This window comes from Pseudomonas sp. S1_E05, assembly GCF_056337105.1.
On record NZ_JBFRHM010000001.1, the window covers coordinates 2,353,806 to 2,376,837 of the forward strand.

Annotated in this window: 23 protein-coding genes and 1 pseudogene; 9 read left to right on the forward strand and 15 right to left on the reverse strand. The window is 60.0% G+C overall.

The window, feature by feature from the left end:
- Positions 1 to 3: 3 nt before the first annotated feature.
- The 4 genes from AB4N33_RS10835 to AB4N33_RS10850 all read right to left on the reverse strand — a co-directional run bounded on the left by AB4N33_RS10835 (position 4) and on the right by AB4N33_RS10850 (position 4,168).
- On the reverse strand, positions 4 to 1,563 hold the full coding sequence (locus AB4N33_RS10835) for a GumC family protein (RefSeq protein ID WP_476457260.1): 1,560 nt from the start codon (positions 1,561 to 1,563) through the stop codon (positions 4 to 6).
- A 20-nt stretch (positions 1,564 to 1,583) separates the two neighbouring features.
- Positions 1,584 to 2,702 carry a hypothetical protein gene (locus tag AB4N33_RS10840; RefSeq protein ID WP_476457261.1) on the reverse strand — a complete coding sequence of 373 codons (1,119 nt, stop codon included), beginning with the start codon at positions 2,700 to 2,702 and terminating at the stop codon, positions 1,584 to 1,586.
- A 26-nt stretch (positions 2,703 to 2,728) separates the two neighbouring features.
- Positions 2,729 to 3,286: a polysaccharide biosynthesis/export family protein gene (locus AB4N33_RS10845; protein ID WP_476457262.1), complete on the reverse strand. Its 558-nt coding sequence runs from the start codon at positions 3,284 to 3,286 to the stop codon at positions 2,729 to 2,731.
- A gap of 384 nt (positions 3,287 to 3,670) precedes the next feature.
- Positions 3,671 to 4,168 (reverse strand): hypothetical protein, encoded by a 498-nt coding sequence (locus AB4N33_RS10850; RefSeq protein ID WP_476457263.1) that lies wholly within the window; start codon positions 4,166 to 4,168, stop codon positions 3,671 to 3,673.
- Between the two features lie 306 nt (positions 4,169 to 4,474).
- Between AB4N33_RS10850 and AB4N33_RS10855 the strand changes: the two genes are divergently transcribed.
- Positions 4,475 to 4,876, forward strand: a complete 402-nt coding sequence (locus tag AB4N33_RS10855) for a hypothetical protein (RefSeq protein WP_460126404.1) — start codon at positions 4,475 to 4,477, stop codon at positions 4,874 to 4,876.
- A 44-nt stretch (positions 4,877 to 4,920) separates the two neighbouring features.
- Here the strand turns inward: AB4N33_RS10855 and ligD are convergent, their stop codons facing one another.
- The 4 genes and pseudogenes from ligD to AB4N33_RS10875 all read right to left on the reverse strand — a co-directional run bounded on the left by ligD (position 4,921) and on the right by AB4N33_RS10875 (position 10,861).
- Positions 4,921 to 7,518: a DNA ligase D gene (gene ligD / locus AB4N33_RS10860; protein WP_476457264.1), complete on the reverse strand. Its 2,598-nt coding sequence runs from the start codon at positions 7,516 to 7,518 to the stop codon at positions 4,921 to 4,923.
- A 2-nt stretch (positions 7,519 to 7,520) separates the two neighbouring features.
- On the reverse strand, positions 7,521 to 8,513 hold the full coding sequence (locus tag AB4N33_RS10865; RefSeq protein WP_476457265.1) for a methyltransferase: 993 nt from the start codon (positions 8,511 to 8,513) through the stop codon (positions 7,521 to 7,523).
- Positions 8,514 to 8,523: 10 nt separating this feature from the next.
- Positions 8,524 to 9,899: pseudogene (locus AB4N33_RS10870) on the reverse strand (iron-containing redox enzyme family protein).
- A 257-nt stretch (positions 9,900 to 10,156) separates the two neighbouring features.
- The gene (locus tag AB4N33_RS10875; protein ID WP_460126410.1) at positions 10,157 to 10,861 is read right to left on the reverse strand and encodes a tellurite resistance TerB family protein; all 705 of its coding nucleotides are present in this window, start codon (positions 10,859 to 10,861) and stop codon (positions 10,157 to 10,159) included.
- A 261-nt stretch (positions 10,862 to 11,122) separates the two neighbouring features.
- On the opposite strand from AB4N33_RS10875, the gene pcsA reads away from it, so the two are divergent.
- The gene (pcsA, locus tag AB4N33_RS10880) at positions 11,123 to 11,845 is read left to right on the forward strand and encodes a phosphatidylcholine synthase (RefSeq protein WP_460126412.1); all 723 of its coding nucleotides are present in this window, start codon (positions 11,123 to 11,125) and stop codon (positions 11,843 to 11,845) included.
- A 94-nt stretch (positions 11,846 to 11,939) separates the two neighbouring features.
- Here pcsA and AB4N33_RS10885 read toward each other — a convergent pair whose 3' ends face one another.
- A complete protein-coding gene (locus tag AB4N33_RS10885) occupies positions 11,940 to 12,749 on the reverse strand; it encodes a class I SAM-dependent methyltransferase (protein ID WP_476457266.1) in 810 nt (269 codons plus the stop codon).
- 37 nt (positions 12,750 to 12,786) lie between these two features.
- Positions 12,787 to 13,056 carry a DUF4242 domain-containing protein gene (locus tag AB4N33_RS10890; protein WP_460139571.1) on the reverse strand — a complete coding sequence of 90 codons (270 nt, stop codon included), beginning with the start codon at positions 13,054 to 13,056 and terminating at the stop codon, positions 12,787 to 12,789.
- A 183-nt stretch (positions 13,057 to 13,239) separates the two neighbouring features.
- Here AB4N33_RS10890 and AB4N33_RS10895 point away from each other — a divergent pair, with 183 nt between their 5' ends.
- Both AB4N33_RS10895 and AB4N33_RS10900 read left to right on the forward strand, forming a co-directional pair.
- Positions 13,240 to 14,229: an AraC family transcriptional regulator gene (locus tag AB4N33_RS10895; RefSeq protein ID WP_476457267.1), complete on the forward strand. Its 990-nt coding sequence runs from the start codon at positions 13,240 to 13,242 to the stop codon at positions 14,227 to 14,229.
- 44 nt (positions 14,230 to 14,273) lie between these two features.
- Positions 14,274 to 14,735 carry a GNAT family N-acetyltransferase gene (locus tag AB4N33_RS10900; protein WP_460126419.1) on the forward strand — a complete coding sequence of 154 codons (462 nt, stop codon included), beginning with the start codon at positions 14,274 to 14,276 and terminating at the stop codon, positions 14,733 to 14,735.
- 18 nt (positions 14,736 to 14,753) lie between these two features.
- Here the strand turns inward: AB4N33_RS10900 and AB4N33_RS10905 are convergent, their stop codons facing one another.
- The 3 genes from AB4N33_RS10905 to AB4N33_RS10915 form a co-directional block, all read right to left on the reverse strand.
- On the reverse strand, positions 14,754 to 15,977 hold the full coding sequence (locus tag AB4N33_RS10905; RefSeq protein WP_476457268.1) for a cytochrome c biogenesis protein DipZ: 1,224 nt from the start codon (positions 15,975 to 15,977) through the stop codon (positions 14,754 to 14,756).
- A 107-nt stretch (positions 15,978 to 16,084) separates the two neighbouring features.
- Positions 16,085 to 16,297, reverse strand: coding sequence for a hypothetical protein (locus tag AB4N33_RS10910; RefSeq protein ID WP_460139574.1), 213 nt, complete (start codon positions 16,295 to 16,297; stop codon positions 16,085 to 16,087).
- Between the two features lie 45 nt (positions 16,298 to 16,342).
- Positions 16,343 to 16,603, reverse strand: coding sequence for a DUF2790 domain-containing protein (locus AB4N33_RS10915; RefSeq protein ID WP_476457269.1), 261 nt, complete (start codon positions 16,601 to 16,603; stop codon positions 16,343 to 16,345).
- A 296-nt stretch (positions 16,604 to 16,899) separates the two neighbouring features.
- On the opposite strand from AB4N33_RS10915, the gene AB4N33_RS10920 reads away from it, so the two are divergent.
- The 5 genes from AB4N33_RS10920 (at position 16,900) to AB4N33_RS10940 (ending at position 21,330) form a co-directional block, all read left to right on the forward strand.
- A complete protein-coding gene (locus AB4N33_RS10920) occupies positions 16,900 to 17,640 on the forward strand; it encodes a response regulator (protein ID WP_460126425.1) in 741 nt (246 codons plus the stop codon).
- Positions 17,637 to 18,950 carry an ATP-binding protein gene (locus AB4N33_RS10925; protein WP_476457270.1) on the forward strand — a complete coding sequence of 438 codons (1,314 nt, stop codon included), beginning with the start codon at positions 17,637 to 17,639 and terminating at the stop codon, positions 18,948 to 18,950. Before AB4N33_RS10920 ends, AB4N33_RS10925 begins: the two co-directional genes overlap by 4 nt.
- Positions 18,951 to 19,167: 217 nt before the next feature.
- Positions 19,168 to 19,800 (forward strand): CDP-alcohol phosphatidyltransferase family protein, encoded by a 633-nt coding sequence (locus AB4N33_RS10930; protein ID WP_476457271.1) that lies wholly within the window; start codon positions 19,168 to 19,170, stop codon positions 19,798 to 19,800.
- On the forward strand, positions 19,787 to 20,386 hold the full coding sequence (locus AB4N33_RS10935) for a lysophospholipid acyltransferase family protein (RefSeq protein WP_476457272.1): 600 nt from the start codon (positions 19,787 to 19,789) through the stop codon (positions 20,384 to 20,386). Before AB4N33_RS10930 ends, AB4N33_RS10935 begins: the two co-directional genes overlap by 14 nt.
- Positions 20,383 to 21,330: a phosphatidate cytidylyltransferase gene (locus AB4N33_RS10940; RefSeq protein WP_476457273.1), complete on the forward strand. Its 948-nt coding sequence runs from the start codon at positions 20,383 to 20,385 to the stop codon at positions 21,328 to 21,330. The genes AB4N33_RS10935 and AB4N33_RS10940 overlap by 4 nt, the downstream gene beginning before the upstream one ends.
- Positions 21,331 to 21,438: 108 nt before the next feature.
- Here the strand turns inward: AB4N33_RS10940 and AB4N33_RS10945 are convergent, their stop codons facing one another.
- Both AB4N33_RS10945 and AB4N33_RS10950 read right to left on the reverse strand, forming a co-directional pair.
- A complete protein-coding gene (locus tag AB4N33_RS10945; RefSeq protein ID WP_476457274.1) occupies positions 21,439 to 22,191 on the reverse strand; it encodes an HvfC family RiPP maturation protein in 753 nt (250 codons plus the stop codon).
- Positions 22,184 to 23,023, reverse strand: coding sequence for an HvfB family MNIO-type RiPP peptide maturase (locus AB4N33_RS10950; protein ID WP_476457275.1), 840 nt, complete (start codon positions 23,021 to 23,023; stop codon positions 22,184 to 22,186). The genes AB4N33_RS10945 and AB4N33_RS10950 overlap by 8 nt, the downstream gene beginning before the upstream one ends.
- Positions 23,024 to 23,032: the final 9 nt, after the last annotated feature.

A 23,032-nucleotide genomic window follows, 5' to 3' on the forward strand; every position in this document is an offset into this window, starting at 1 on the left:
TCCTTATGCAAACCGGCCCAGAGCTTTGATCATCAAAAGATCCAGGGGCATGTAGAGGAAGTGCACGAGCACCAGGAAGATCGTGAAAATCACGAGCCCTATGATGACCAGACGCACTCGCCATTGCTTGCGGCGTGCCAATTCCGCTCGGGTGTGAATATAGGGAATGGAAACCAGTACCCGCTTGCCCAGTACGCTGGCCAGCGCTTCGGCGCCACGCACACGCGGGTTGATCAGCTCCAGCAGCATGACCAGGGCTCCCGCGCCCACCGGGGCGAGCACCAGGCCCATGGCAACCACTTTCTTGCGGTTGGGCTTGATTGGCCGCTCCGGCATCAGCGGCGACTCCAGCAGTACGAACCGCTCGGCCTTGTTTTCCTGCTCGAGGCTCTCGGAAATTTTCGCACTCATTTCCTTGGTGCGAATTTCCTCGTATTTCTTGCGCGCATTTTCGTGGTCGCGCATCAACGTGACAAGGCCACGCTCGACTTGCGGCGTTTCCAGGATCTGCGCCTCGTAGGTGGAAATCTTCTTGAGGATTTGCTGCTTCTGGTCGGCCAGTGACTGGATCCGCGCCTCGGAAGCGGAAATACGCGCCTGGGCCTTGGCCACATCCATGCTGGCTGGAAGCGTTTTACCCGAAGAGCCTTGGGCTTCAAGGGCAGCGATCTTGCGTTTGACCGCGCGCACATCGGGATGAGCCTCGGTGTACAGCGACATCAGCCGCGCGTACTCCGCCTTCAGACTGCCCAGGTCCTGCGGTTGGGCCGCGGCGGCACCACCCACGCCAGGCGCGGACGCCAGACCGGAATTGGCCGCAGACAGCTCCAGCTCGTTGAAGCGCATTTCTTCCCGGGCGGACTTGTAGTCGCGATCAACCTCCTTGAGCTCGGTCTCGGCACGCGTCAGCATGTTCATGCGCAGTTCCTGGTGCTCGGGCAGCGCATTGCTGTGCGCCTGCTTGAAGTCTGCCAGGCGATTTTCCAGGGTTTCGAGTTCGACCCGCAGCTTGTCGGCTTCCTGGGTCAGGAACTCGGTGGTTTCACTGGCCCGCTCGGTGCGCTGCTTGATGTTTTCGTCCAGGAACAACGTAACCAGCTCATTGGCCACCTTGTTGGCGATGTCCGGTTGACGGTGTTCAAAGCCCAGACGAAATGCAATCGTCACCTCTCCCCGGCCTTTGACATCGGCGCTGACCAGCGAAATGGTGATCGAGTTACGCATTTCCTCGATCTTTTCGCTCAGGGTCAGTTGTCGGCTTTGCGAGGTGAACAAGTTGTATTTATTGATGATCCCTTCCAGGTGCTCACGGGTCATCACGCGCTGGCGAATCACCTCGATGCGCTCATCGGCAAAGGTATTGTTGTTGGGCCCCACCAGGTCCGGCGAAATCTGTTGGGACTCGACCAGAATGGTGCCGGACGACTCATAGGTCGGCGGCAAGGAAAGCGCAACGGCCAGGCACACGCCGAGAATGGCCGTGACGCTCAGGATGATCAGCAGCGCATGATGCTTGACGATAGCAAGGTAGTCGTTGACCGACATTTCGTATTCAGTGGCCATATTTCTCACACTACAGAATTTCAGAAACCGGGGTAGCTATAAGTCAGCGTCAACCCGACGACGTTTGCAGTAGCATCCGGCAAACCATCTTGCTGGCGTTGTTTGTATGTGTAGGATAGGCGCGCGAACCAAAAAGGCGAGATCTCCTGACTGAACCAGGCGCTGTAGTTGCGCAATGTGTTGGGCGTCTGGCCCTTGGAGTCCTGCCAGGAGGCCGCAATGCCGGCACGGCGGGTTTCATCGAGGGCGTAGCTCCAGACACCACTGATGCTGTCGACCTCGACAAAACCGCCGTCGCCGCTGGCCACGGAGTTACGACTGGCTTCGATCCCGGTATCCGCGCGGTCACCGCTGTAATCCAGTGACATCCCCCCTTGGGCACTCGGGCCGCTGTTGGCGTTGGATTCCTCGTTGACACCCAGGTACACCGTGCCCCGGAGTTTCTCGGAAAACTGGTAATTCACGCCGACATCGGGGGTGTAGCTGTTCGAAGACTCCACTAATGGCACCTGGGAGTCAGGCTTGTAGTGCTTGAACCCCAGTCGGGTGAACAGCTCCATACGTTCGCTCCATGCGTAGGTATAGCCCAAGCGGTTCGACAGCTCGTCGTAGTTGGTCAGCGTATTGATATCGTAGGTGACGTGCCGGTACTCGATATCGTTGTTCAGGGTGCTGCGCTCGCTCAAGGCCATGCGCCAGGTACCCTCCAGCGACGACATTTTCTGAGTGCCGTCAGGCACGACAACACCGGTTTCCTGAACCGTCGAGGACAAGGTGGAGCTTTCCTCATACCGCGCCGTGAGGCCAAAGGCACCGGTTTCGGTTTCCCGCAGCCAGCCCAGCTTGAGTCTTGGATCTTCACGGTCGGTCACGATCGCCGTGTCCGACGAGCGCACGACATACAGGCCCAACCCAAACTGGAACTCGTCCTGGTCGGCAGTCCCCACGAGTCTCGCATCCGGAGCGACGATGTAGCGTGTCACGCCTTTCTCGCCGCTGGTCGCCAACGTCGGATTACTGTCGTACTCGACAGTCGATGGCACCGTGATTGCCGATTGCCAGGTAGCAGCGTAGACCATGCCGGAGCACGGCAGGACAAACATCGCCGTCGCAATTCCGGTTCTTCGCAGCGTCATCAAGGTCACTCCAGATGCGTTGCGCAAGGTTAAGGCACGACCAGCGTATCGCCGGCCTGGAGCTGGATATTGGTGGACATGTCACGCCCGGACATCAGGTCGCCATAACGCACGGGCAGGATCTGTTGCGTGCCGCCCTTGCTGCGCACCACCTTGATCTCATCCTTGTCGGCAAACTTGTCGAGGCCGCCCGAGAGGCTCAATGCTTGCAGCACCGTGAGGGCGCGGGACATCGGCACGGTGCCCGGTTTGAGCACCTTGCCCTGCACGTAGACGAGATTGCCCTCGGTACCCGTGATGACAACGCTTACCTGCGGATCAGGTATGAACTTCTCGAGCCTGGCTGCCAACTTTTCCTCGACGGCGGTGGAGTCCAGCCCCTGTACGTCGATCTTGCCCGCCAGCGGGAAGGTAATGCTGCCGTCGGGGAGCACATTCACCTCCTCCTTGAGCTTGTCTTCGCCCCAGACGGAGATCGCAATCCTGTCACCCGGATTCAAGTAGTAGGGGGAATTACTTTCAGCGGCGCCGGAAACGCTGGGCAGAACAGCCAGCGCAAAAAAGACAGGTAGCAAGAAACGTGACATCGGGGTCCCTCCGCTAGATAGCCATGCAAGAAGCTTTGCATAAAACGGGAAGCGATTCACGCTCGCCCATGCTCACATCGAGATATCGCTCACAAGAAGATTTTTGCGCCTTGAAGCCGCCAATGGTCGGCGTAACGGCGTAAAAATCTTCTGGTTGGCAGGCTTCTGCGAAGGAAGTTTCTTATTTAACAACAATGTGCAGTCAAACATATTACCCCCGATGCATACCCGCCAAATTAATAGCACTCTATTTACAAGAGCCTGTCATTCAGCAACTACATCGCCAAACACACGCATGAAACGCATCAACTAAGGTGCCGCCATAGGCGCATCAAATTGATATCAACCAAGTTGTTTCTTCTCAATATTGACCATCAACCATCGCTACACCTTGCGGCGATTGGCGACCATCACGAAACCGAACAGCGCCGATGAAAACAGCCACGCCGCAGCCGGCAACGAGACGGCAATTGGTTGATTGGTAAAGACTTCAGCCCCTGCACTCAACACCTTAGTCTGAGTCTCGGAATTTGCCAGAAAATTACTCTTGGCAAGTTGCGCCATTAATCCGTCGCAGGCAGAAGTATTGACGGAGGCGCCCACTTTGGCAGCGGAATTCACGAGTAAATTGAACTGCTGTTTGGTGTTGTTGGCCGAATGGGTTTCGAGGGTTGCTGCGGGTGTTCCGGAACCGCCGCCGACATTCAAGGATGCGCCAATCTGTTCTTCAGCGGCTGTGCCCTGTTGAGGCGCAAATGCCTCGCAAGAGCCTTGTATGCGACTAATTTCATAGGCCAAATGACTCGCTTGCGCGCTGGTGATAGCTGCACCATTAAAGAGCACCGACAACAAAACGCATTTAAAGACGAGTGATTTGCGCATAAACCGCCTCCCTGCCCAGCGGATGTTTCTGTTGCCGGACGAAGGAATCGTGACCGGTTTTTCAGCAGACTATAAGCACATAGCCATTACGTCAATGGCCCGTCACCTCAACGGTAAAAAATAAAAATCAAGGTCGAATGACGTCAAAATATCGACTTTAAAGGGTGTTTCGCGATACCTGCGCTATGCCTATGAATTGATTCACAAGTACGTTTTTTCGCACTGCCTGAACGACGTGCAGACGGGTAAATCCGCGGCGTTCACAGTGATGGGCAAATTGTCGCGCAGCGCTTTATGATTGAGCCCATGACAACTTCGCTGACGATCCGACAACCCTGCCCACCCGGTGCCTGCATCTGCGAGCGTGAACCGCTGCTGGAGACGCCGGGCGCCGATCTGCGCATCCTGTTTTTGACGCGCAACGAAGAAAAGCGTCTGCTGGAGCGCCTGGAAAACCTGCGAAGTCTCAGCGATTTGGAGGGGATGCAGCAGAAGATGTACCAGCAGTTGGGCATTCGTGTAGAGATCGCCCCTGGTTTTAACGAAGTGCGCACCATGCGCGGCATCGCCATTACGATCGACGAGCTGCCAGGACTGTGTCGCAAGACTCGGCAGGCGATCCCGAGCGCGATTCGTCGCGGGCTGGAGAAGCGTCCGGAGATTGCCTTTGCCTTGCTCAATGCCAATGACCTGCTGCGCGATGCCTGAGAGGCGGCATCGAGATCAGATCAATCCACTACGTGAGCAAGAGGTTATTTTTTCATTCCCACTCTGCGCCTCATCTCGGCGGTAATCGACTGCCGGGTATTGCTCAACTGCGCCCAGGGCTCGTCCCCCACCTCTGTCAGGCGCTGATGGACGTTGTGAATGTTCCACTGGTTGCCACCCTTGAGCTCAGCCACTTCCTCACGAAAGATCGGCACCGACACCGGCAACCCTTCGCGGGTACGTGCCGCGTAGGCGCAGATCGTCGTGGCACCGAGGCCGTTGCGCAGGTAGTCGATGAAGATTCGTCCGACCCGGTTCTTTGGCCCCGAGACGGCAGAAAAGCGCTCTGGCAGCAGTTTGGCGATGTGGCTGACGATGGCGTGGCTGAAATCCTTCACCTCATCCCAACCAAACTTGCGCGTTAATGGCACCACGATATGAATGCCCTTGCCGCCGCTGGTCTTCAGGAATGCCTTGAGCCCCAGTTCGTCCAGAACCGACAGGGTCAGATGCGTCGCTTCAACCATGCTTTTCCAAGGCAGCGCCGGGTCCGGGTCCAGGTCGAGCACGAAGCGGTCAGGCTTGTCGAGGTTGGTTGAAGTGGCGTTCCAGGTGTGCAGCTCCACGGTGCTCATTTGCACGGCGCCAATCAACGCCTCGGCATTATTGACGATCATGATGGGCTGGCCCGTGAGCTCCTTGTCCAGCACGGTGATCCCGGGAATCGCCAGTTTTTCGGCGTTTTTCTGGAAAAACAATTCGCCCGCGATGCCGTCCGGGGCGCGCACCAGCGCCACAGGGCGATCTTTCAACTGAGGCAGAATCCACTTGGCGACACTGGCGTAGTACTCCGCCAGTTGCATCTTTGTCGTGCCACTGGCGGCATCGATCACCCGGTCGGGGTGAGTGATACGGACCTTGCCCTGGGCCAGCCCCAGTTGGGACGGAGCCGGTACCACCTTTTCGGCGGCCTTCCTGGTGGGGCTGGCCTTCTTGCCTGCGGGTTTTTCCTTGGCAGCTTTCGTCACCACAGTGGGTCGCTCCTCAGTTATGGCTTTGGCGGGCTTGTCGTTGCGCAGACCATGGAACACAGCGTGGCGCACCGAACCCTCCTTGGTCATTTCCGCAAAGGCCACTTCGGCCAGCAAAGTCGGTTTGAGCCAGTGCACGCCCTTGGCGTCAAACCCGCTCGGCGGATTGACGACTGACGCCTTCCTGGCCTGCAGCGGCTTGAGCTGCTCATAAATACGCATCAGCGTGGCTTCATTGAAGCCGGTGCCGACCTTGCCGGCATAACGCAGTTCTCCACTGTCCTTGTCATGCAGCCCCAACAGCAACGCGCCGAAACCACTGCGGGCCCCCTTGGGATCGGTGTAACCCACCACGACGAACTCTTGCCGATGCTTGCATTTGAGCTTGATCCAGTCGCTGCTGCGCCGTGAGACATAGGGTGAACCCAGGCGTTTGCCGATCAGGCCTTCCATCTGCATCTGGCACGCACTGTTCAAAAGCGCATCGGGGGCTTCGGCAAACGCTTCGGAGAAGCGCAGCAGCGGGTCCTTGGCGGTCTTGAGCACCGTCGCCAGTGCCACTCGACGCTCCTCCACCGGCACTTCGCGCAGGTCGACGCCGTTGAGGTAAGGCATATCGAACAGGTAATAGAGGATGTTTTCACTGTGGGCGCTATCGAAAGCGTTTTGCAATGCCTGGAAATCGGGGACGCCCTGTTCGTTGGCCACCACCATTTCACCGTCGAGCCAGGCCGACTCCAGTTGCAGCGCCGCCAATGCTTCGGCTTGGTTGGGCAACTTGTGCGTCCAGTCATGGCCGTTGCGGGTAAAGAGTTTCACTTCGCCGTGATCAATGCGCGTCATGATCCGGTAGCCGTCGAATTTGATCTCGTAGCTCCACTCGCCCTCCGGGGCCGTTTCAACCAGCGTCGCCAGCTCGGGCTTGAACGACTCCGGCAGCTTGGCCTTGTGCGCGCCGGTCAGTTTCGCCGACTGAGCTTTGGCCGCGACTTTACTGGCCGGTTTCTTGACGGGCTTGGGCTTGGCGGCCGTCCTGGCCTTTTTGGGCTCGATGGTTCGGTCGCTGAGCACACTGTCCGGCTCGGCGGTCACTATGTCGTAATCGCTTTCAGGCTTGGCGACACTGTCCTGGTGTTTGATCAAAAACCATTGTTCCTGCTTGCCGGGCATGTGCGTTCGCACCAGGTTCCATAAGCCGGCAAGCTTCTCGCCCTGCAATTCGAACTTGAGCTTGCCCTTGGCGTACGCCTTGGCAGGGTCTTCCTGGGGTATCCATACGCCACGGTCCCAAACGATCACATCGCCAGCACCATAATGGCCTTCGGGGATACTGCCCTCGAAGGTCGCATAGTCGATGGGGTGATCTTCGACATGCACCGCCAGGCGCTTGACCTTGGGATCCAGCGACGGTCCCTTGGGCACGGCCCAGCTCTTGAGTGCGCCATCGAGTTCCAGGCGAAAGTCGTAATGCAGGCGCGAGGCGTCATGCTTCTGGATACAGAACTGCAAGGCATGGGCCTTTGCGGATTTCTTGCCCGGGCGTTTGGCGGCCGGCTCCGACGTGGCCGAGAAATCGCGCATACGGTTGTAGTCGTCCAGATCCTTGTTCATGTTCAATCACCTGTGGCTGATTCAACCTTGGCGCCAGCGTCCCCGCCGAGCCGCGTCACAATCAGGGCGACCACGGCAATACGCTCCACCCGTTGGTAGCCGGGGGTCAGCAGTTCCTCTCCGAAGACGTCGGGGTCGATTTCCTGATACGTCCAGCCAAATCGCGCCGAATCCAGGTAAGGCGTCACGGCATCGAGAAACGGGTCGCAGCCATCGACCATCGCCACACCGGTGTACAGCACCAGCGAACCCTCTGGCGCCAAACGACTCAACGCCTGCTCGACGATGCGCAACGACAGCTGTGCGCCCAGTGCGCCCCCGCCGTGGCGATAGGCGCGTTCGTTTGGGTCGGCCATATAGGGAGGATTGGCGACGATCAGGTCGAAACTGCCGTCCACCCCCTGCAGCACATCGCTGGTTTCGACAGTGAGGTTGCTCACTTCGGCCAACGCCGCGTTCACAGCGGTCAAACGTAGCGCCGCCGGATTGATATCGACCGCCAGCACCTGGGCCTCATGCCGTGCCCGGGCAATGACAATGGCCCCGACACCGGCGCCGCAGCCGATGTCCACCGCGCGCCTTATCGGAGTGAAGGACTGCTGCAGATGGCGGTGGATCAGTTGCGCAAAGCGATAGGTGTCCGGCCCGAAAAACACGGAGTCCGCAGCATCGGTGGGAAACCCGGAATGCACGAACAGCAGGTCATCCAGGCTCGACCAGCGGATCCGGCTCTTCATTCGGCCATTGCTCTCTTCCAGTACGCCCGCCTGGTGCAACTGTTGCTGCTCGTCGGGCGACAACAGGCCTGGCTCGAATGAGCGAGACCAGCCGAACACTTCACGCAGGTTCCGCGCGCCCTGACCGAATGCCCGGTCATTGACTCGCTGATGGGTCAGCGGCGTCGGCGTGATGAAGCGATAACCGTCCGCCTGCAAGCGGCGCCCCAGTTGCACCAGCGCCAGATCGGCTGCATTGAGTTGTGATGGTTCATTCATGCGGCATTCCTTATCGCAGGCTGGATTTGAGTTCGATGAAGCGGCGGGTGGCAAGCAGTCCGGCTGGGTGCGCATGGCGATGGGCCGACAACCATGGCAGCAGCACTTGCATCTGCTCATGGGCGGGCACGCTCTGTAGCGCGACCTGCAAACGTTGAACATCCGGGTCGGCCGCTGGGGGGTGGGCTCCATCGCCGGAGTGCTGGTGCTACGCACGGGCGGCGTTTTGCGTTCGGGCTTCCAGTCGCCGGCGATCCAGTCGTGCAGCAGTTGTTTCTCAAAGGGACTGAATACCCCGAACATCGCCGCTCCGTTGCCCTCGATCAACTGCCAGAAGCGGCTCTGCTGCGGGTCCTGGTTGCGCTTGATCCAGCCCTTGTTCTCCATGGCGGCGAGAAAGCCGGGCAGTTGCTCCCGCGAGGCCAGCCACTGGTTGACGGTCTTGCCTTCGAAACGGCAGTAATCGGAATGCATGTGCTGGCCGAAAGGTCGCTTGCGTTCGAGCATGCCCAGTACTTCGGCGTCCAGGTCGAACGATTCGATAATCGCCCGACTCCCCAGCCCCAGGTCATTGAGCCGATACCCCACTGCCACCCGCCGCAGGAACGCCTCGCGATCGCCCTCGATCGGCAACAGCTCCAGCACCGATTGCACGGCTTTTTGCGCATGCCCGGTGCTGGCGTTATCGATGGTGACGTGCAAAGTGAAGTAATACGGATCGATGCCCAGCTCGCGCAGTTCATAGGCGCTGATCAGCAAATGCAGCGGCAATTGTTCGTAACCCAGGTTGTAACCAATCACTTCCGGGAGAAACTGCTCGGCACATTCGCCCAACGCCAGCTGGATGGCGCCTTGCAAATAGTACTCGTCAGGGACCACCGAGCTGTCCAAACCGTGTTCGGCCAGCAGCTTGCGATAAATCAGCACATGATTCTGCGCCGGGTTGCCGTCACCAAGCTCTTCCAGGTAGGTGCAGATCAAACCGTCGAAACGCGGATCGCGCCAATGCTCAAGCAAACCGTATAGCCAGGCGCCGTCGACCAGTTTGGTCGGGCTGACGGCCTGGAGGAAAAACAGTGCGTGTGCCTTGTTATGGAAAAACTGGCGCGGGCCACCCTCTTGGCGCGCGCTCAGGTATTCGCCGTACTGGCTCGCCACGTCGGCACAGTGCTGCTCGACGAATCCTTGCAGGGCCGAAATGTCCCGTGGCAATTCATCCGGCAAGCTGGCGGCCTTCTGTAGCTGAGTCTCGAGAAAGGCTTGGCCAAGGTCGCGACGCTGGCCGGGATCATCACCGAGCAGCAATTGTTCGTAAGTCTCTTTTAGGCAGCCGGCGCTGCGGATCTCTTGAGCAGGCTGGGAATGGATTTGGGTCAGGGCAGTCATGGGCGCATCTCTCGGTCTGTTGGCCGGGGCAGGACGCTGAAACAACGTCTCTTGTTCAGCAGAGCGATGCGCTGGGGCAAAAATTCAATCGGGTTTTGGAATGCAGGGATGGACGGACTTTGTGGAGGGCACCTTTATCTGCATTGGATGGAATGGCCTCATCGCGGGCAAGCCCGCTCCTACGGTAGCGATGCGAATACAGTGTAGGAGCGAGCTTGCCCGCGATGCGGCCGGATAACTCAACCAAGGCACAAAACTCAAACGCCCCTGGCCTGCTGCTCCAGGTGCACCTGCAACTGCGGGTCGATCTGCAACGCCGCCGCCAGTTCATCCAGATAGTCGCGCTCGGCACCCTGCTGATCCCCAGCCACCATCACACTGGCCAGATACATCTCGGCGGCCATCGCAGGGTCTGTCGCTGATTGCGCCACGTCATGGGCGTCCAGCGGCTTGGCGACTTCGTCGTCCAACCATTGCTGCAACTCAGGGTCGTCGGTATGACGGCCGATTTCCGTGCTGATCATCTGCCTCTCGGCCTCATCGATGCGACCGTCGGCCTTGGCGGCCGCAATCAGTGCCCGCAGCACCGCGTGGCTGTGACTTTCGACCTCCGGGCCGGCCAGCATGTCAGCCGTGCGCAAGGCCTGCTGGGGGGCGGCGGCCTGGCTGCGCTGCCAGGCTTGATAGGCCTGGAATGCCATCATGCCCAACGAGGCGAGCGCGGCGTAGTTGGTCCCACCACCCGAACGGCGCTGACTTGCACCACCCAACGCCGAGCCGCCACCGAGCAACCCGCCCAGCAGGCCACCCAGGCCGCCGCCCGCACCGGCACCACCACCCAGCAGGCCACCGAGCAATCCACCCAGGTCGCCACCCGTGCCACCCTGGGGCGCGCCGCCCGGACGGGTCATCGAGCCCTGGCCGGCTCGCAGCAGTTGTTCGAGCAAATCGCTGGTGTTCATGACGACGTCCTCATCGAAGGGAACATTCCGTCTGAGAACGATAGACCGCGTCCCCCATTGCGCCAGCACCGTTTAGCCGACAAATACGCAAAATGGCGACTGGATTAATCCGCAGTGTTTTTACGAGGCCCAGCTAAGATTTACGGATGGTGAACCTTATTCCCGGATTTTCGGTCGATACCTGCAACCCGACCCGGTTTGCCACCGCCCCCGGACCTCGAGGGTGATGATTGGCTTGTTTGACTTTCTGGAGAATGCCCCGTGATTTCGACCCTACACATCGCCAGACTCAAAGCGTGGGGTGCCCACGGTTTCACCGCCACCGGAGTGGTCACGGCCTTCCTCGCCACGCTCGCCCTGCTGGAGAACCAGCCGACCAATTGCCTGCTGTGGCTGGGCGTTGCGCTGATTGTCGATGGGCTGGATGGCGCACTCGCGCGCAAGGTCAATGTGCAGTCTGTCTTGCCCAGTTTCGACGGGTCGATCCTCGACCTGGTGATCGATTACCTCACCTATGTGTTCATCCCTGCCCTGTTCATCTATCGCTACATCCCGTTGCCGGACTACACACTGCTGCTGACGGTGTCGCTGATCCTGGTGTCGTCACTGTTCTGTTTCTGCAACGTCAACATGAAAAGCAAGGACAACTACTTCCAGGGCTTCCCCGCTGCCTGGAATGTGGTTGCGTTGTGCCTGTACATCATTGCGCCGTCGCCCTGGATCACCCTGCTCACTGTCATTGGCCTGGCGCTGCTGACCGTGACCCGGATGAAATTCCTGCACCCATTCCGGGTGCGCCGTTTCATGCCGATCAACATCGCCGTGACCGCCATCTGGTTGCTGTGCAGCCTTTCGCTGGTGATCAACCACCCGGTGATCAACCCTCTGGTGATGGGTCTCTGGCTACTGATGTCGGCGTACTTCCTGGGTATCTGCATCTGGCGCACGGCGATGGAGTGGTTCGACGAAGCGCGGCATCGCTGACATCGAAGGGTGTGGTGTGCCCGCGACATAGATCACTACCCCCTGTGGGAGCGAGCCTGTTCGCTCCCACTGGGGAATCTCTCAATAACCCACCTCAGCGCCGAGTAATCACCACTTCAAGGTATTCGCTCGGCACCACCAGCGATTTCTCACCGGCGCGGTTCGAGCGGTTGATCAGTTCGGTCAAGTCCGCTTCCAGCGCCTGGGCCGCTTCGGCTGGCAGTGCGGCGAAGGCCTTGTGGACCGGGCCATACCAGGTGCGGAAGGTGTCGATGAAGTGCGCCGCCGAGCGATAGCGGAAGTTGAAGGAGCGCCGGGTCACCTGGATCAGGAAATCCCGCTCTTCAAAGTGCTCGTGCAACCAGGGCTCGCTGCCCCAGTTCGACGGCGGTTGTGCTCCGGAAGGTGGCAAGTGCCGGCCGAGGGTCTTGAACATCTGCCCGACAAAACCGTCAGGCGTCCAATTGGCCAGGCCGATTCGCCCGCCCTGGCGGCAAACCCGCGCCAGTTCGGCGGCGGCCTTCACCTGGTCAGGCGCGAACATCACACCGAAGGTAGACAGTACCAGGTCGAAACTGTCGTCCTTGAACGGCAGCGCCTCGGCGTCGGCCACCTGGAAAGTCACTTTCAGCCGTTCGGCCCGTGCCCGGTCTTCGCCGCGCTCCAGCAGGGCCGCCACATAGTCGGTGGAGGTGACGTGGGCTCCTCGGCGCGCGGCCGCCAGCGTCGCATTGCCGTTGCCGGCCGCAACATCCAGCACGCGCTCATCGCACAGCAGGTCGCAGGCTTCGGCCAACTGCTCGCCCACCAGTTGCAGGGTGGTGCCGATCACGGCGTAGTCGCCACTGGCCCAGGAGGCCATCTGGCGGTTTTTCAAGGCAGCAAGATCAATGGGGGTACTCATAAAAAACAGCTCCGTTCAGGGAATACAATGCCAAGGCTCATTCGGCCGTGGTGGGATCGATGATGGTGGCAACCCGGGCAATGCTGTTGGCCGGGAAACCACTTTGTCTGGCATGTTCCCTGATCGACTCCTCGTCGGGTGCGATGTACACGCAGTAGAGTTTGTCACCGGTGACATAGCTCTGCTGCCACTGCACTTGGGGCAAATCTCGCAACGCCTTGCAGGACTTTTGTGAAGCCGCTTTCAGATCCCTTTCTGACAGTGTTCCAGCGCCTGGAATCTCACGTTCAATGACGAACTTGGGCATGGCAACCTCTCATTCTTGTTATGGATGACAGGGCCGGCAGGCCCTGTGCGTCCACTATCGCGCCGCTGACCGGGAGCGTCCTATCCGATCGTCGGGCAAGACTGTCCGATCGTCCGGAGGTTTTCCCAAGCGCCACAACAGGCTCACAATCAAAAACATTTCGCCAAACAGGGGAAACCCCTCATGGACGCCCTGTCCCAGACCCTGCGTGTGGTCCGCCTGGTCGGTGCAATCTTCATCAGTGCGAGATTTACGGCCCCCTGGTGCTATCAATCGCCCCACGCCGACACCGCTGCCCCGTTCCTGGAGCCCGACGCCGAGCGGGTGGTGATTTTTCACCTGATCACCGAAGGCGAGTGTTACGTCGAGCTCGGCGATGCCCCGACACTGCTCCTGAGTGCCGGAGACGTGGTGTTGTTTCCCCAGGGAGACGCCCATCGCATGAGTTCCCAGCCGGGTTTGAAACCCGCAACCAGCGCACGGCTGGACGAGATCCTGGCGCGCCGTCCACGGCAGCTCAATTACGGCGGTGGTGGCACGGTCTGCCGTCTGGTCTGCGGTTACCTGGCGTGCGACAAGCGCCTGGCGGGCATGTTGTTGACTGGCTTGCCGACGGTAGTTCGAGTCAACGTGCGGGGTTCCAACGCCGGCAAATGGCTCGAGTCCTCGGTGCGCTACGCACTGGCCGAAGCCCGCTCGCCTCGTCCGGGTGGCGAAGGCGTCCTGGCCAAGCTGGCGGAGGTGCTGTTCATCGAGGTGCTGCGCCTGTACATGCACCAGCAGGGCGAGGGTCGCACCGGTTGGCTGGCGGGCGTGGGTGACCGGATCGTCGGCGCCGCCCTCAATGCGCTGCACAGGAAGCCCTGTCACACCTGGACTCTGGAGGAGCTGGCGCGCACGGCCGGCACGTCAAGATCGGTGTTGGCCGAGCGCTTCCAGCAGATGGTCGGGGTGTCGCCGATGCAGTATTTGACGCAATGGCGAATGCTGCTGGCGGCCAATCTGTTGCGCAGCAGTAACAGCTCGCTGCTGCGCATCGCCGAAGAGGTGGGCTACCAGACCGACACGGCCTTCAGCCGGGCCTTTCGGCGCGAATACGGCGCGCCACCTGCGGCCTGGCGGCGCGGGCAGACTAGCCCCCGTAATGAGATCGGGATTGCCGAGACGTCGTGAATCGGCTCTTATGGGCCACCTGCATTTTTTGAAAGGATTCAAGCATGGCACTGCGCCTGGACTGGCTGGTCGATCATCCGCAACACAGCGACACCTTCGCCGCGTGGATTCATCGACAGTTTCACTACGAGTACGCCGAGCAATCCCTCCCCGACTGGCAACGGGAGTTTGCCCAGGGACAACTCAACGGCGACTGGAAATGCCTGATTGCACTGCAGGGCGATCAATTGCTGGGAGGGGCCGCGCTGGCGAGGTCTGACCTGGAACAGCGGCCAGACCTGGGACCGTGGCTCGCCTGTGTGTTCGTCACCCCCGAGGCACGAGGCCAGGGCCTGGCGGAAGCCTTGATCGAGCGGATTTGCGAGCAGGCCAAAGCCGCTGGTGAACGGAACATTTATTTGCACACCCAGGACCAGCATGCCTACTACGCCAAACGTGGCTGGACCGCGCTTGAGCGTTTTCGCGCCTGGGACAAGGAGCAATGGCTCATGGTGCGAGACCTGTGAGCCATTGATCCTTGCGTTTTACGCTGCCGGTTTGGGGGCGTCGGCCTTGGCCTCTTGCAGCAGTTGCTGGATCATTTTTTCCTGCTCGTCGTAGCGCCCCTCACCGAAGTGGGTGTAACGCACCTGCCCCTTGGCATCGACCAGGTAGTGCGCCGGCCAGTACTGGTTGTCGAAGTTGCGCCAGATCGCATAGTTATTGTCGATGGCCACCGGGTAGGTAATGCCGAGTTTCTTCACCTGAGCCTTGACGTTATCGATGATGCGCTCGAAGCCGTATTCCGGGGTGTGCACGCCGATGACCACCAGGCCGTCCTTCTCGTATTTCTTCGCCCAATCCTTCACATACGGCAGGGTATGCTGGCAGTTGATGCAGTCAAAGGTCCAGAAATCCACCAGCACCACTTTGCCCTTGAGCGCATCGTTGGTCAGCGCTGGCGAGTTGATCCACTCCACGGCACCGGTCAGTGACGGCATGGCGCCTTTGGCATTGTCCTCGATCATGTCGGCCTGGACCTTGCTGACCAGGTAGTCGACCACTTTGGGTACGCTTTGCAGTACGCCTTTCTCCAGAGCGCTGACGCCTTCGGAGGAAGTGCCGGCCAGCAAGGTCTTGTCAGCACCGGTGGAGATCACCAGTGCAGCGGCCAGTACCGCGAAGCCAGTGCCACGCCGCAGCCAGCCGGTGACCGGAATCGAGGCTTTCAAGCGATTGACCAGGCCACGACCGGCGAAGATCAATGTGCCCAGTGACAACGCACTGCCCAGGCCGTAAGCCACCAGCAACAAACTGGTTTGCGCGTTGGCGCCCTGCAGCATCGCGCCGGTGAGAATGACCCCGAGAATCGGCCCGGCACACGGTGCCCAGAGCAGGCCGGTGGCCACGCCGATCATCAGCGAACCCAGCGGACCCGACATTTTGCGGGTGTTGGGGTCCAGGCGATTGCCCAGCAATACGAATGGACGTGCGAGCCAGCCGCCCACTCGCGCGGAGATCAGCGACAGGGCAAACAGCGCCATGACCAGCAGGGCGATGTGCCGACCGGTGTTGTTGGCCTGGATCACCCACTCGCTGCTGACCACGGCCAGGCTGGAAATGAGGGCGAAGGTCATGACCATGCCGCCAAGGGTCAACAGGATCGAGGAACGGGTGCGGTCGACGCCGGCGAACAGGAACGGCACGACCGGCAGGATACAAGGACTGAGGACGGTCAGGATGCCGCCCAGGAAAGCGATGAGGAACATGGTGATCACCTTTATGTATTCACGACACACCACATCACCCCTTGTGGGAGCGGGCAAGCCCGCTCCCACAAGGGGATCAACGGCGTTATCAAGAGCAGCGCCCAACATCACGCCATCTGGTTATCGAGCGATTGCCCCTGCGGCGTACGGCTCGCGCCGTCCTGTGCCAGGAAGTCATGGGCGCCCTGGTTTTTCACCGGGGCCAGCTGGAAGCACGTGCTGCTACCGCAGGTGCTTTGTTCAACGGCCGCGTTGGCGTGGGCTGCAGCACCGGCGAAGGCAAAGGCCGACGCGGTCAGAAAGCGCGTGATGTTGTTCATGATGGTGCTCCTGTCTCGAAAAGAATGGATGTGCAGACGCCAGACTCAGTTGTCCGAGCTGCATTCGCCGAATTTGCGGTAGTCCAGGACCTGGGTTTTGCTCTGGGAGTCCAGGTAGGTCAGCTTGGCGTCGACAATGCCGCAGGTATCGCTGCTGGCCTGGGTCAGCGACACCACTTTCTTGATGTCCAGGTGGGTGCCGTACGAGTAGGTTTTCTCGCTGACATCGGCTTCGGCGCGGGCCGACAGGGTGCAGATGTTCAGGGCGGCAAACAGGCAGGCGGCGTAGATGGTTTTGGTGTTCATGGTGAGATCCTCAGGTTTCAATGGTTGGGTGTTCGAGTGAGGCGGTTGCGTTTGCCTCGATGGAAGCCATTTAAAACCTGAGAGGTATCTCGTCTGTGTCCAAAACCGGCGCGTGTAAATCGGTACGTATCCAGAACGCCCGGAGATACACAGCGATACAAAACCCCTCAAATCCGGCGTTTTTTTGTCCGCGTGTATCCGTCGACACAGCAGATACACTGCAATACAAATCGTGTCGGGCGAGCGGGCAAAGGCTCGATAGACTGCGGCCCATCCCCCTTTGTTGAGGCTGCACCATGGAACACGTCGATCACATTCTCATCGTTGACGATGACCGTGAAATCCGAGAACTGGTAGGCAACTACCTGAAGAAAAACGGTTTGCGCACCACGGTCGTCGCGGATGGCCGGCAGATGCGTACGTTCCTGGAATCGACGCCGGTAGACCTGATCGTGCTCGACATCATGATGCCGGGCGACGATGGTCTGATGCTGTGTCGCGAGATTCGCGCCGGTAAACACAAGGCGACCCCAGTGCTGATGCTCACGGCACGCAATGATGAAACCGATCGCATCATCGGCCTGGAGATGGGTGCTGACGACTATCTGGTCAAGCCGTTTGCCGCCCGCGAACTGCTGGCACGTATCAACTCCGTGTTGCGTCGGACGCGGATGCTGCCACCCAACCTCGTCGTGACCGAAAGCGGACGGCTGCTTGCTTTCGGACGCTGGCGCCTGGACACTTCAGCCCGACATTTGCTGGACAAGGACGACACCATGGTTGCCCTGAGCGGCGCGGAATATCGACTGCTGCGGGTGTTCCTCGATCACCCGCAGAGGGTGCTGACCCGCGACCAGTTGCTGAACCTGACCCAGGGTCGCGACGCTGACCTGTTCGACCGCTCCATTGACCTGCTGGTCAGCCGTTTGCGTCAGCGTTTGCTGGACGATGCGCGCGAACCGGCCTACATCAAAACCGTGCGCAGTGAGGGCTATGTGTTTTCCCTGCCAGTGGAAATCCTCGGTGAGCTCTCATGAAATACCCGCTGCGCTGGCCCCGTACCCTCGCCTCGCGACTGTCGCTGATTTTCCTGGTTGGTCTGATCCTGGCGCAGGCGCTGTCTTTCGGCGCGCAATATTACGAGCGCTACGAAAGTGCCAAAAACACCATGCTCGGCAACCTCGAAACCGATGTTTCCACCTCGATTGCCATCCTCGACCGCTTGCCGGCAGATGAGCGGGCAAGCTGGTTGCCACAGCTGGACCGGCGTAACTATCGCTACCTGCTCGATGAAGGTTCGCCAGGCAGCGCCATGAACGACACACCGATTGCAGTGACATCGATCAAGGACGCAATCGGTATGGACTACCCCATGACCGTGACCGATATTCCCGGCCCGATCAAACGCTTTCAGGTCCACCTGAAACTGGCCGATGGCAGCCCGGTGACCATCGATGTTCGCCCGAGCATGGTGCCGCTATCACCGTGGTTACCCTTTGTGTTGCTCGGTCAACTGGCGCTGCTCATCCTGTGCACCTGGCTGGCCGTGCGCATCGCCATTGGCCCCCTCACCCGCCTGGCGCAAGCCGTGGAAACCCTGGACCCCAACACCCACCCGGTGCTTCTGGATGAAAACGGTCCGACCGAAGTGACCCACGCCGCCAGGGCTTTCAACGCCATGCAGGCGCGCATCGCCGCGTACCTGAAGGAGCGCATGCAACTGCTGGCAGCCATTTCCCACGATCTGCAAACGCCGATCACCCGCATGAAACTGCGCGCCGAGTTCATGGACGACTCCAGCGAAAAAGACAAACTGTGGAATGACCTCAGCGAAATGGAGCACTTGGTGCGCGAAGGCGTGGCCTATGCCCGCAGTGTGCATGGCGCCACCGAAGAGACACGTCGCACCAATCTGGACTCCTTCCTCGACAGCCTGGTGTTCGACTATCAGGACATGAACAAGCTCGTGCAACTGAGCGGAAAAAGCGACGCGGTCATCGACACCCGCCCGCATGCCTTGCGCCGGGTGTTGGTGAACCTGACCGACAACGCGCTGAAATTCGCAGGTGCAGCCGAGCTGCAGGTGCAAACCGGGGCTGACGGCAAGCTTTCGCTGAAAGTCTTGGACCGCGGCCCTGGCATTTCCGAAGAAGACCTGGCCCACGTCATGGAGCCCTTCTACCGCGTGGAAAACTCACGCAACCGCAGCACCGGCGGTACGGGCCTGGGCCTGGCCATTGCGCAACAACTGGCACTGGCACTCGGCGGATCGCTGACCCTGAGTAATCGCGAAGGTGGCGGCCTGTGCGCAGAATTGACCCTGCCAAGCAGCCCCCTGAAACCTTGACCTGCAGGAGCGAGCATGTCGAGGCGTCGAACCGTTGCGATGGTCGTCAACGATGATGATGGCTGTCTGAATCCCCGCGGTGTGTGGGCCACCATCGTCGGAACGCCGCCCGGAGCAAGCTCGCTCCTACAAGTTCAAGGCAGCACAGAGCAGAGGCCACGGAAAGCCTCTATATTGAAACTCCAGTCCCCTCTTCATCATTGCCAAGGACATGCCAATGGATGAAAACCGCCGGCCCATCAAGACCCGTTCTTCGGGATGGGCCAGACGTATCACCGACATCCTGGTCAAGCGCGACCTCTCCCCCAATCAGATTTCCGTGGCGAGCATCGTTTTCGCGCTGATCGGCATCAGCGCGCTGAACATCGACACAGGCGTTGCTGGCTCGATCCTCTGCGCCATTGGCATTCAACTGCGCCTGTTGTGCAATTTGTTCGACGGCATGGTGGCGATCGAAGGCGGCAAGCAATCCCCTATCGGCAGCCTGTACAACGAATTTCCCGACCGCATCGCCGACAGCCTGCTGATCGTCGGACTCGGCTACGCCATCGGCTATTCGGACCTGGGCTGGTTTGCCGCGCTGGCGGCGGCGCTGACCGCTTACGTGCGGGTGTTTGGCGGCTCCATCGGGCTGGCGCAGAGCTTCATCGGCCCGATGGCCAAGCAGCACCGGATGGCGGTGATGACCTTGGCGCTGCTGCTCAACGCCGTCGAAGCGGCGGTCTACGCCAGCCACTACGTCTTGTTGATCGCGCTGATCATCATCGCCGTCGGCTCCGCCGCCACTTGCGTCACGCGCACGCTGGCCATCGCCAGGCAACTCAAAGGGGCCGCCCATGTGGATCAGTAATGCGTTGATCTCCGTCCTGCGTTTTCTCATTGGCGTGACGGCGCGCTGGGAAAGCCCCCCGGACCTGTCGCGCCAGCGCATCTACTTTGCCAATCACACCAGCCACATGGACACCCTGGCGATCATCGCGGCCCTGCCTCCCGAAGCGCGCAAGAATGTGAAACCGGTGGCCGCCGCCGATTACTGGGGCAAGAACCGATTCCTGTCGTACATCTCGCAGCAAGGCCTCAACGCCGTACTGATCGAACGCAACCCCGAGCCAGGAGTGAATGTGCTGGAGCCGATTTTCGACGTGGTGCGCGACGGTCATTCGATCATCATCTTTCCCGAAGGCACCCGCTCCAGCCAGGCCCTGCCCGGCCCGTTCAAATCCGGGCTGTTCCGGCTCGCCGAGACCTTCCCGGACGTTGACCTGGTACCGATCTACCTGGAAAACCTGCACCGTTCAATGCCCAAGGGCAAGCATGTGCCGTTGCCCATCATTTGCACCATCCGCATCGGCGACCCTCTGCCCCGCATCGCGCATGAGGAAAAACAAGCGTTTCTGGAGCGGGCGCGTGAAGCCATTGTGAGGCTGTCCAAATGAGTCTTGAAGCCAAGTTCCTGTGGTTCTTCTTCGCCATCGCCTGCCTGCTGGCGCTGGCTTCGATCATCGGCCGTGTGCTGGCCCGGCGCGCGACATCGGAAAGCTCGGTGGCGACCATCGAAAACCTCAACCAGCGGGTGAATGCCTGGTGGGGAATGGTGATCATCTTCTTTGTGTCCTACCAGTTGGGTGGCAATGCGACCGTCGTGCTGTTCGCCTTCATTTCGCTGTTCGCGCTCAGGGAATTCATCACCTTGACGCCAACCACCCTGGGCGATCACAACGCACTGTTTTCCGCGTTTTTCATCCTCATCCCCCTGCAGTACCTGCTGATCGGCACGCACTGGTATTCGATGTTCACCCTGCTGATTCCGGTGTACGCCTTCCTGTTGTTGCCAGCGATTGCGGTGCTGAGCCAGGACACGGACGCGTTTCTGGAAAGGACCGCAAAAATCCAATGGGGTGTGATGATTTGCATCTACTGCATCAGCCACGCACCGGCCCTGCTGCTCCTGGACCTCGAAGGCTTCCAGGGGCAAAACGCGCTGCTCCTGTTCTATCTGGTGTTCGTGGTGCAGTTGAGCGACGTGTTGCAGTACGTGTTCGGCAAGCTGTTCGGCAAACACAAGGTGGCGCCGCTGGTCAGCCCGTCGAAAACCGTCGAAGGACTGGTCGGCGGCGGCTTGTCAGCCACCCTGATTGGCGGCTGCATGTTCTGGATGACACCGTTCAGCTTCTGGCAGTCGCTGCTGATGTCGTTTGTCATCGTCGCCATGGGTTTTCTCGGCGGGCTGGTGATGTCGGCGATCAAGCGCAGTCTAAGTGCCAAGGATTGGGGCACCATGATCAAGGGCCACGGCGGCATGCTCGACCGCATGGACTCGATCTGCTTTGCCGCGCCGATCTTCTTTCACCTGACGCGGTACTTTTTTTCGGTGACGTAACAACTTCCCCTGTAGGAGCGAGCTTGCTCGCGATAGCGGTTTTCCAGTCAAAACCATGAAGACTGATACGCCGCTATCGCGAGCAAGCTCGCTCCTACAGGGGAATTATCACGCCGGGCTGATGACACCTTCTGCATGCATCTGCCGCAACAACGCCGCGCCGTTCTCGATGAACTCATTCGATCCCACCGCACCGGCCTCAACCGCCAACCCCTGCAACTGCTCTGCCCCACTCAATTGAGGAAACTCGCCAATACGGTGCAACAACCGCCAGGCCAATGGGCTCAATTCGGAAAACCTCACGCTCCAGTCTTCCACCCGCCGCACCAGCAGCAAGGTCGGCTGGGCCGGCGGTGTTTCAGGTTGGTAGTCCGATCCCACCCGATGCACAGGCCACGTGTAGGCCAGGGGCCATGCCAGCGCCGAAACCCGCAAGGCGCGGCCCAACAACTGCCCGACATCACTGGCTGGAAACGCCTCGGCTTCGGACTGCTGCAGCGCCATTTCCACCCATTCATAGTGTGCCAACTCCACCATGAACGGCGGCCAGGCCTCCCCGCTCAAGGCGGGTTGCGAGGCGAGGAATTCAACGAACTCCTGGGCGATCTCGCCGAATTTCGGCGTGCGCGCACGATGGTCACGCAGGAAAGCGCGCATCAGCGCACGCCAGCGCTCATCACCGAGAATCCTGATCAACACTGGAAAGGTGCCACTGAGCAATAGCGAAAGGTTGTTGAAAATCAGGTCCCGGTAGACTTGCACCCGTGCGATGTCCATCCCGACCGGTGGCGCACAGTGATCGGGATCGCGCAGGTAACGACCCAGGTTGGTTTGCTCATCGAACAGGGCTGATTTATCCACGATTCGAAGCCTCCGTTTGCAAGCGGCGAATGGTCTGCAACTCGCCGACCAGTTCGGTAAAGGCCGGGAAGTTGAAATCGCGCTCCAGCAGCGTCGGCTGGGCGCCAAAACGCGCGTAGGCCGCTGCCAGCAGCGACCACACGGCCGGTTTCACCGATGCGCCATGGGTGTCGATTTTCAAGGTATCCGACTCATCGAAATGACCGGCCACGTGCATGGCCACCACCCGACCCGCGTCGATGTTGGCCAGGAAGGCCTGCGGATCGAAACGGTGGTTGATCGAGTTGACGTAAACGTTATTGACGTCCAGCAGCAGATCGCAATCGGCTTCGCGCAACACCGCGTTGGTGAAGGTCACCTCGTCCATGTCCTGCCGGGGTGCGGCGTAATACGAGACGTTTTCCACGGCCAGGCGCCGGCCGAGAATGTCCTGTGCCTGACGGATCCGCGCAGCCACGTGATGCACTGCCTCCTCGGTAAACGGCAGCGGCAACAGGTCGTACAGGTGACCGTCATCGCTGCAGTAACTCAGGTGCTCGCTGTACAACGGCACCTTGTAGTGATCGAGGAACACCCTGACCTCGCGGAGGAACCCGACATCCAGTGGTGCCGGCCCGCCCAACGAAAGCGACAGGCCGTGACAGGACAGCGGATAACGTTCGGCCAGGGTGTGCAACGCCGCGCCATGGGCACCACCGATGCCGATCCAGTTCTCCGGCGCGACTTCCAGAAAGTCGAAATCACCCATCGGGGCCGCCAGGAGATCTTTCATCAAACCGCGACGCAGGCCCAGCCCGACGCTGGTTTTGATTGAGGCAACAGAGGTTTGCATGATGTCGAT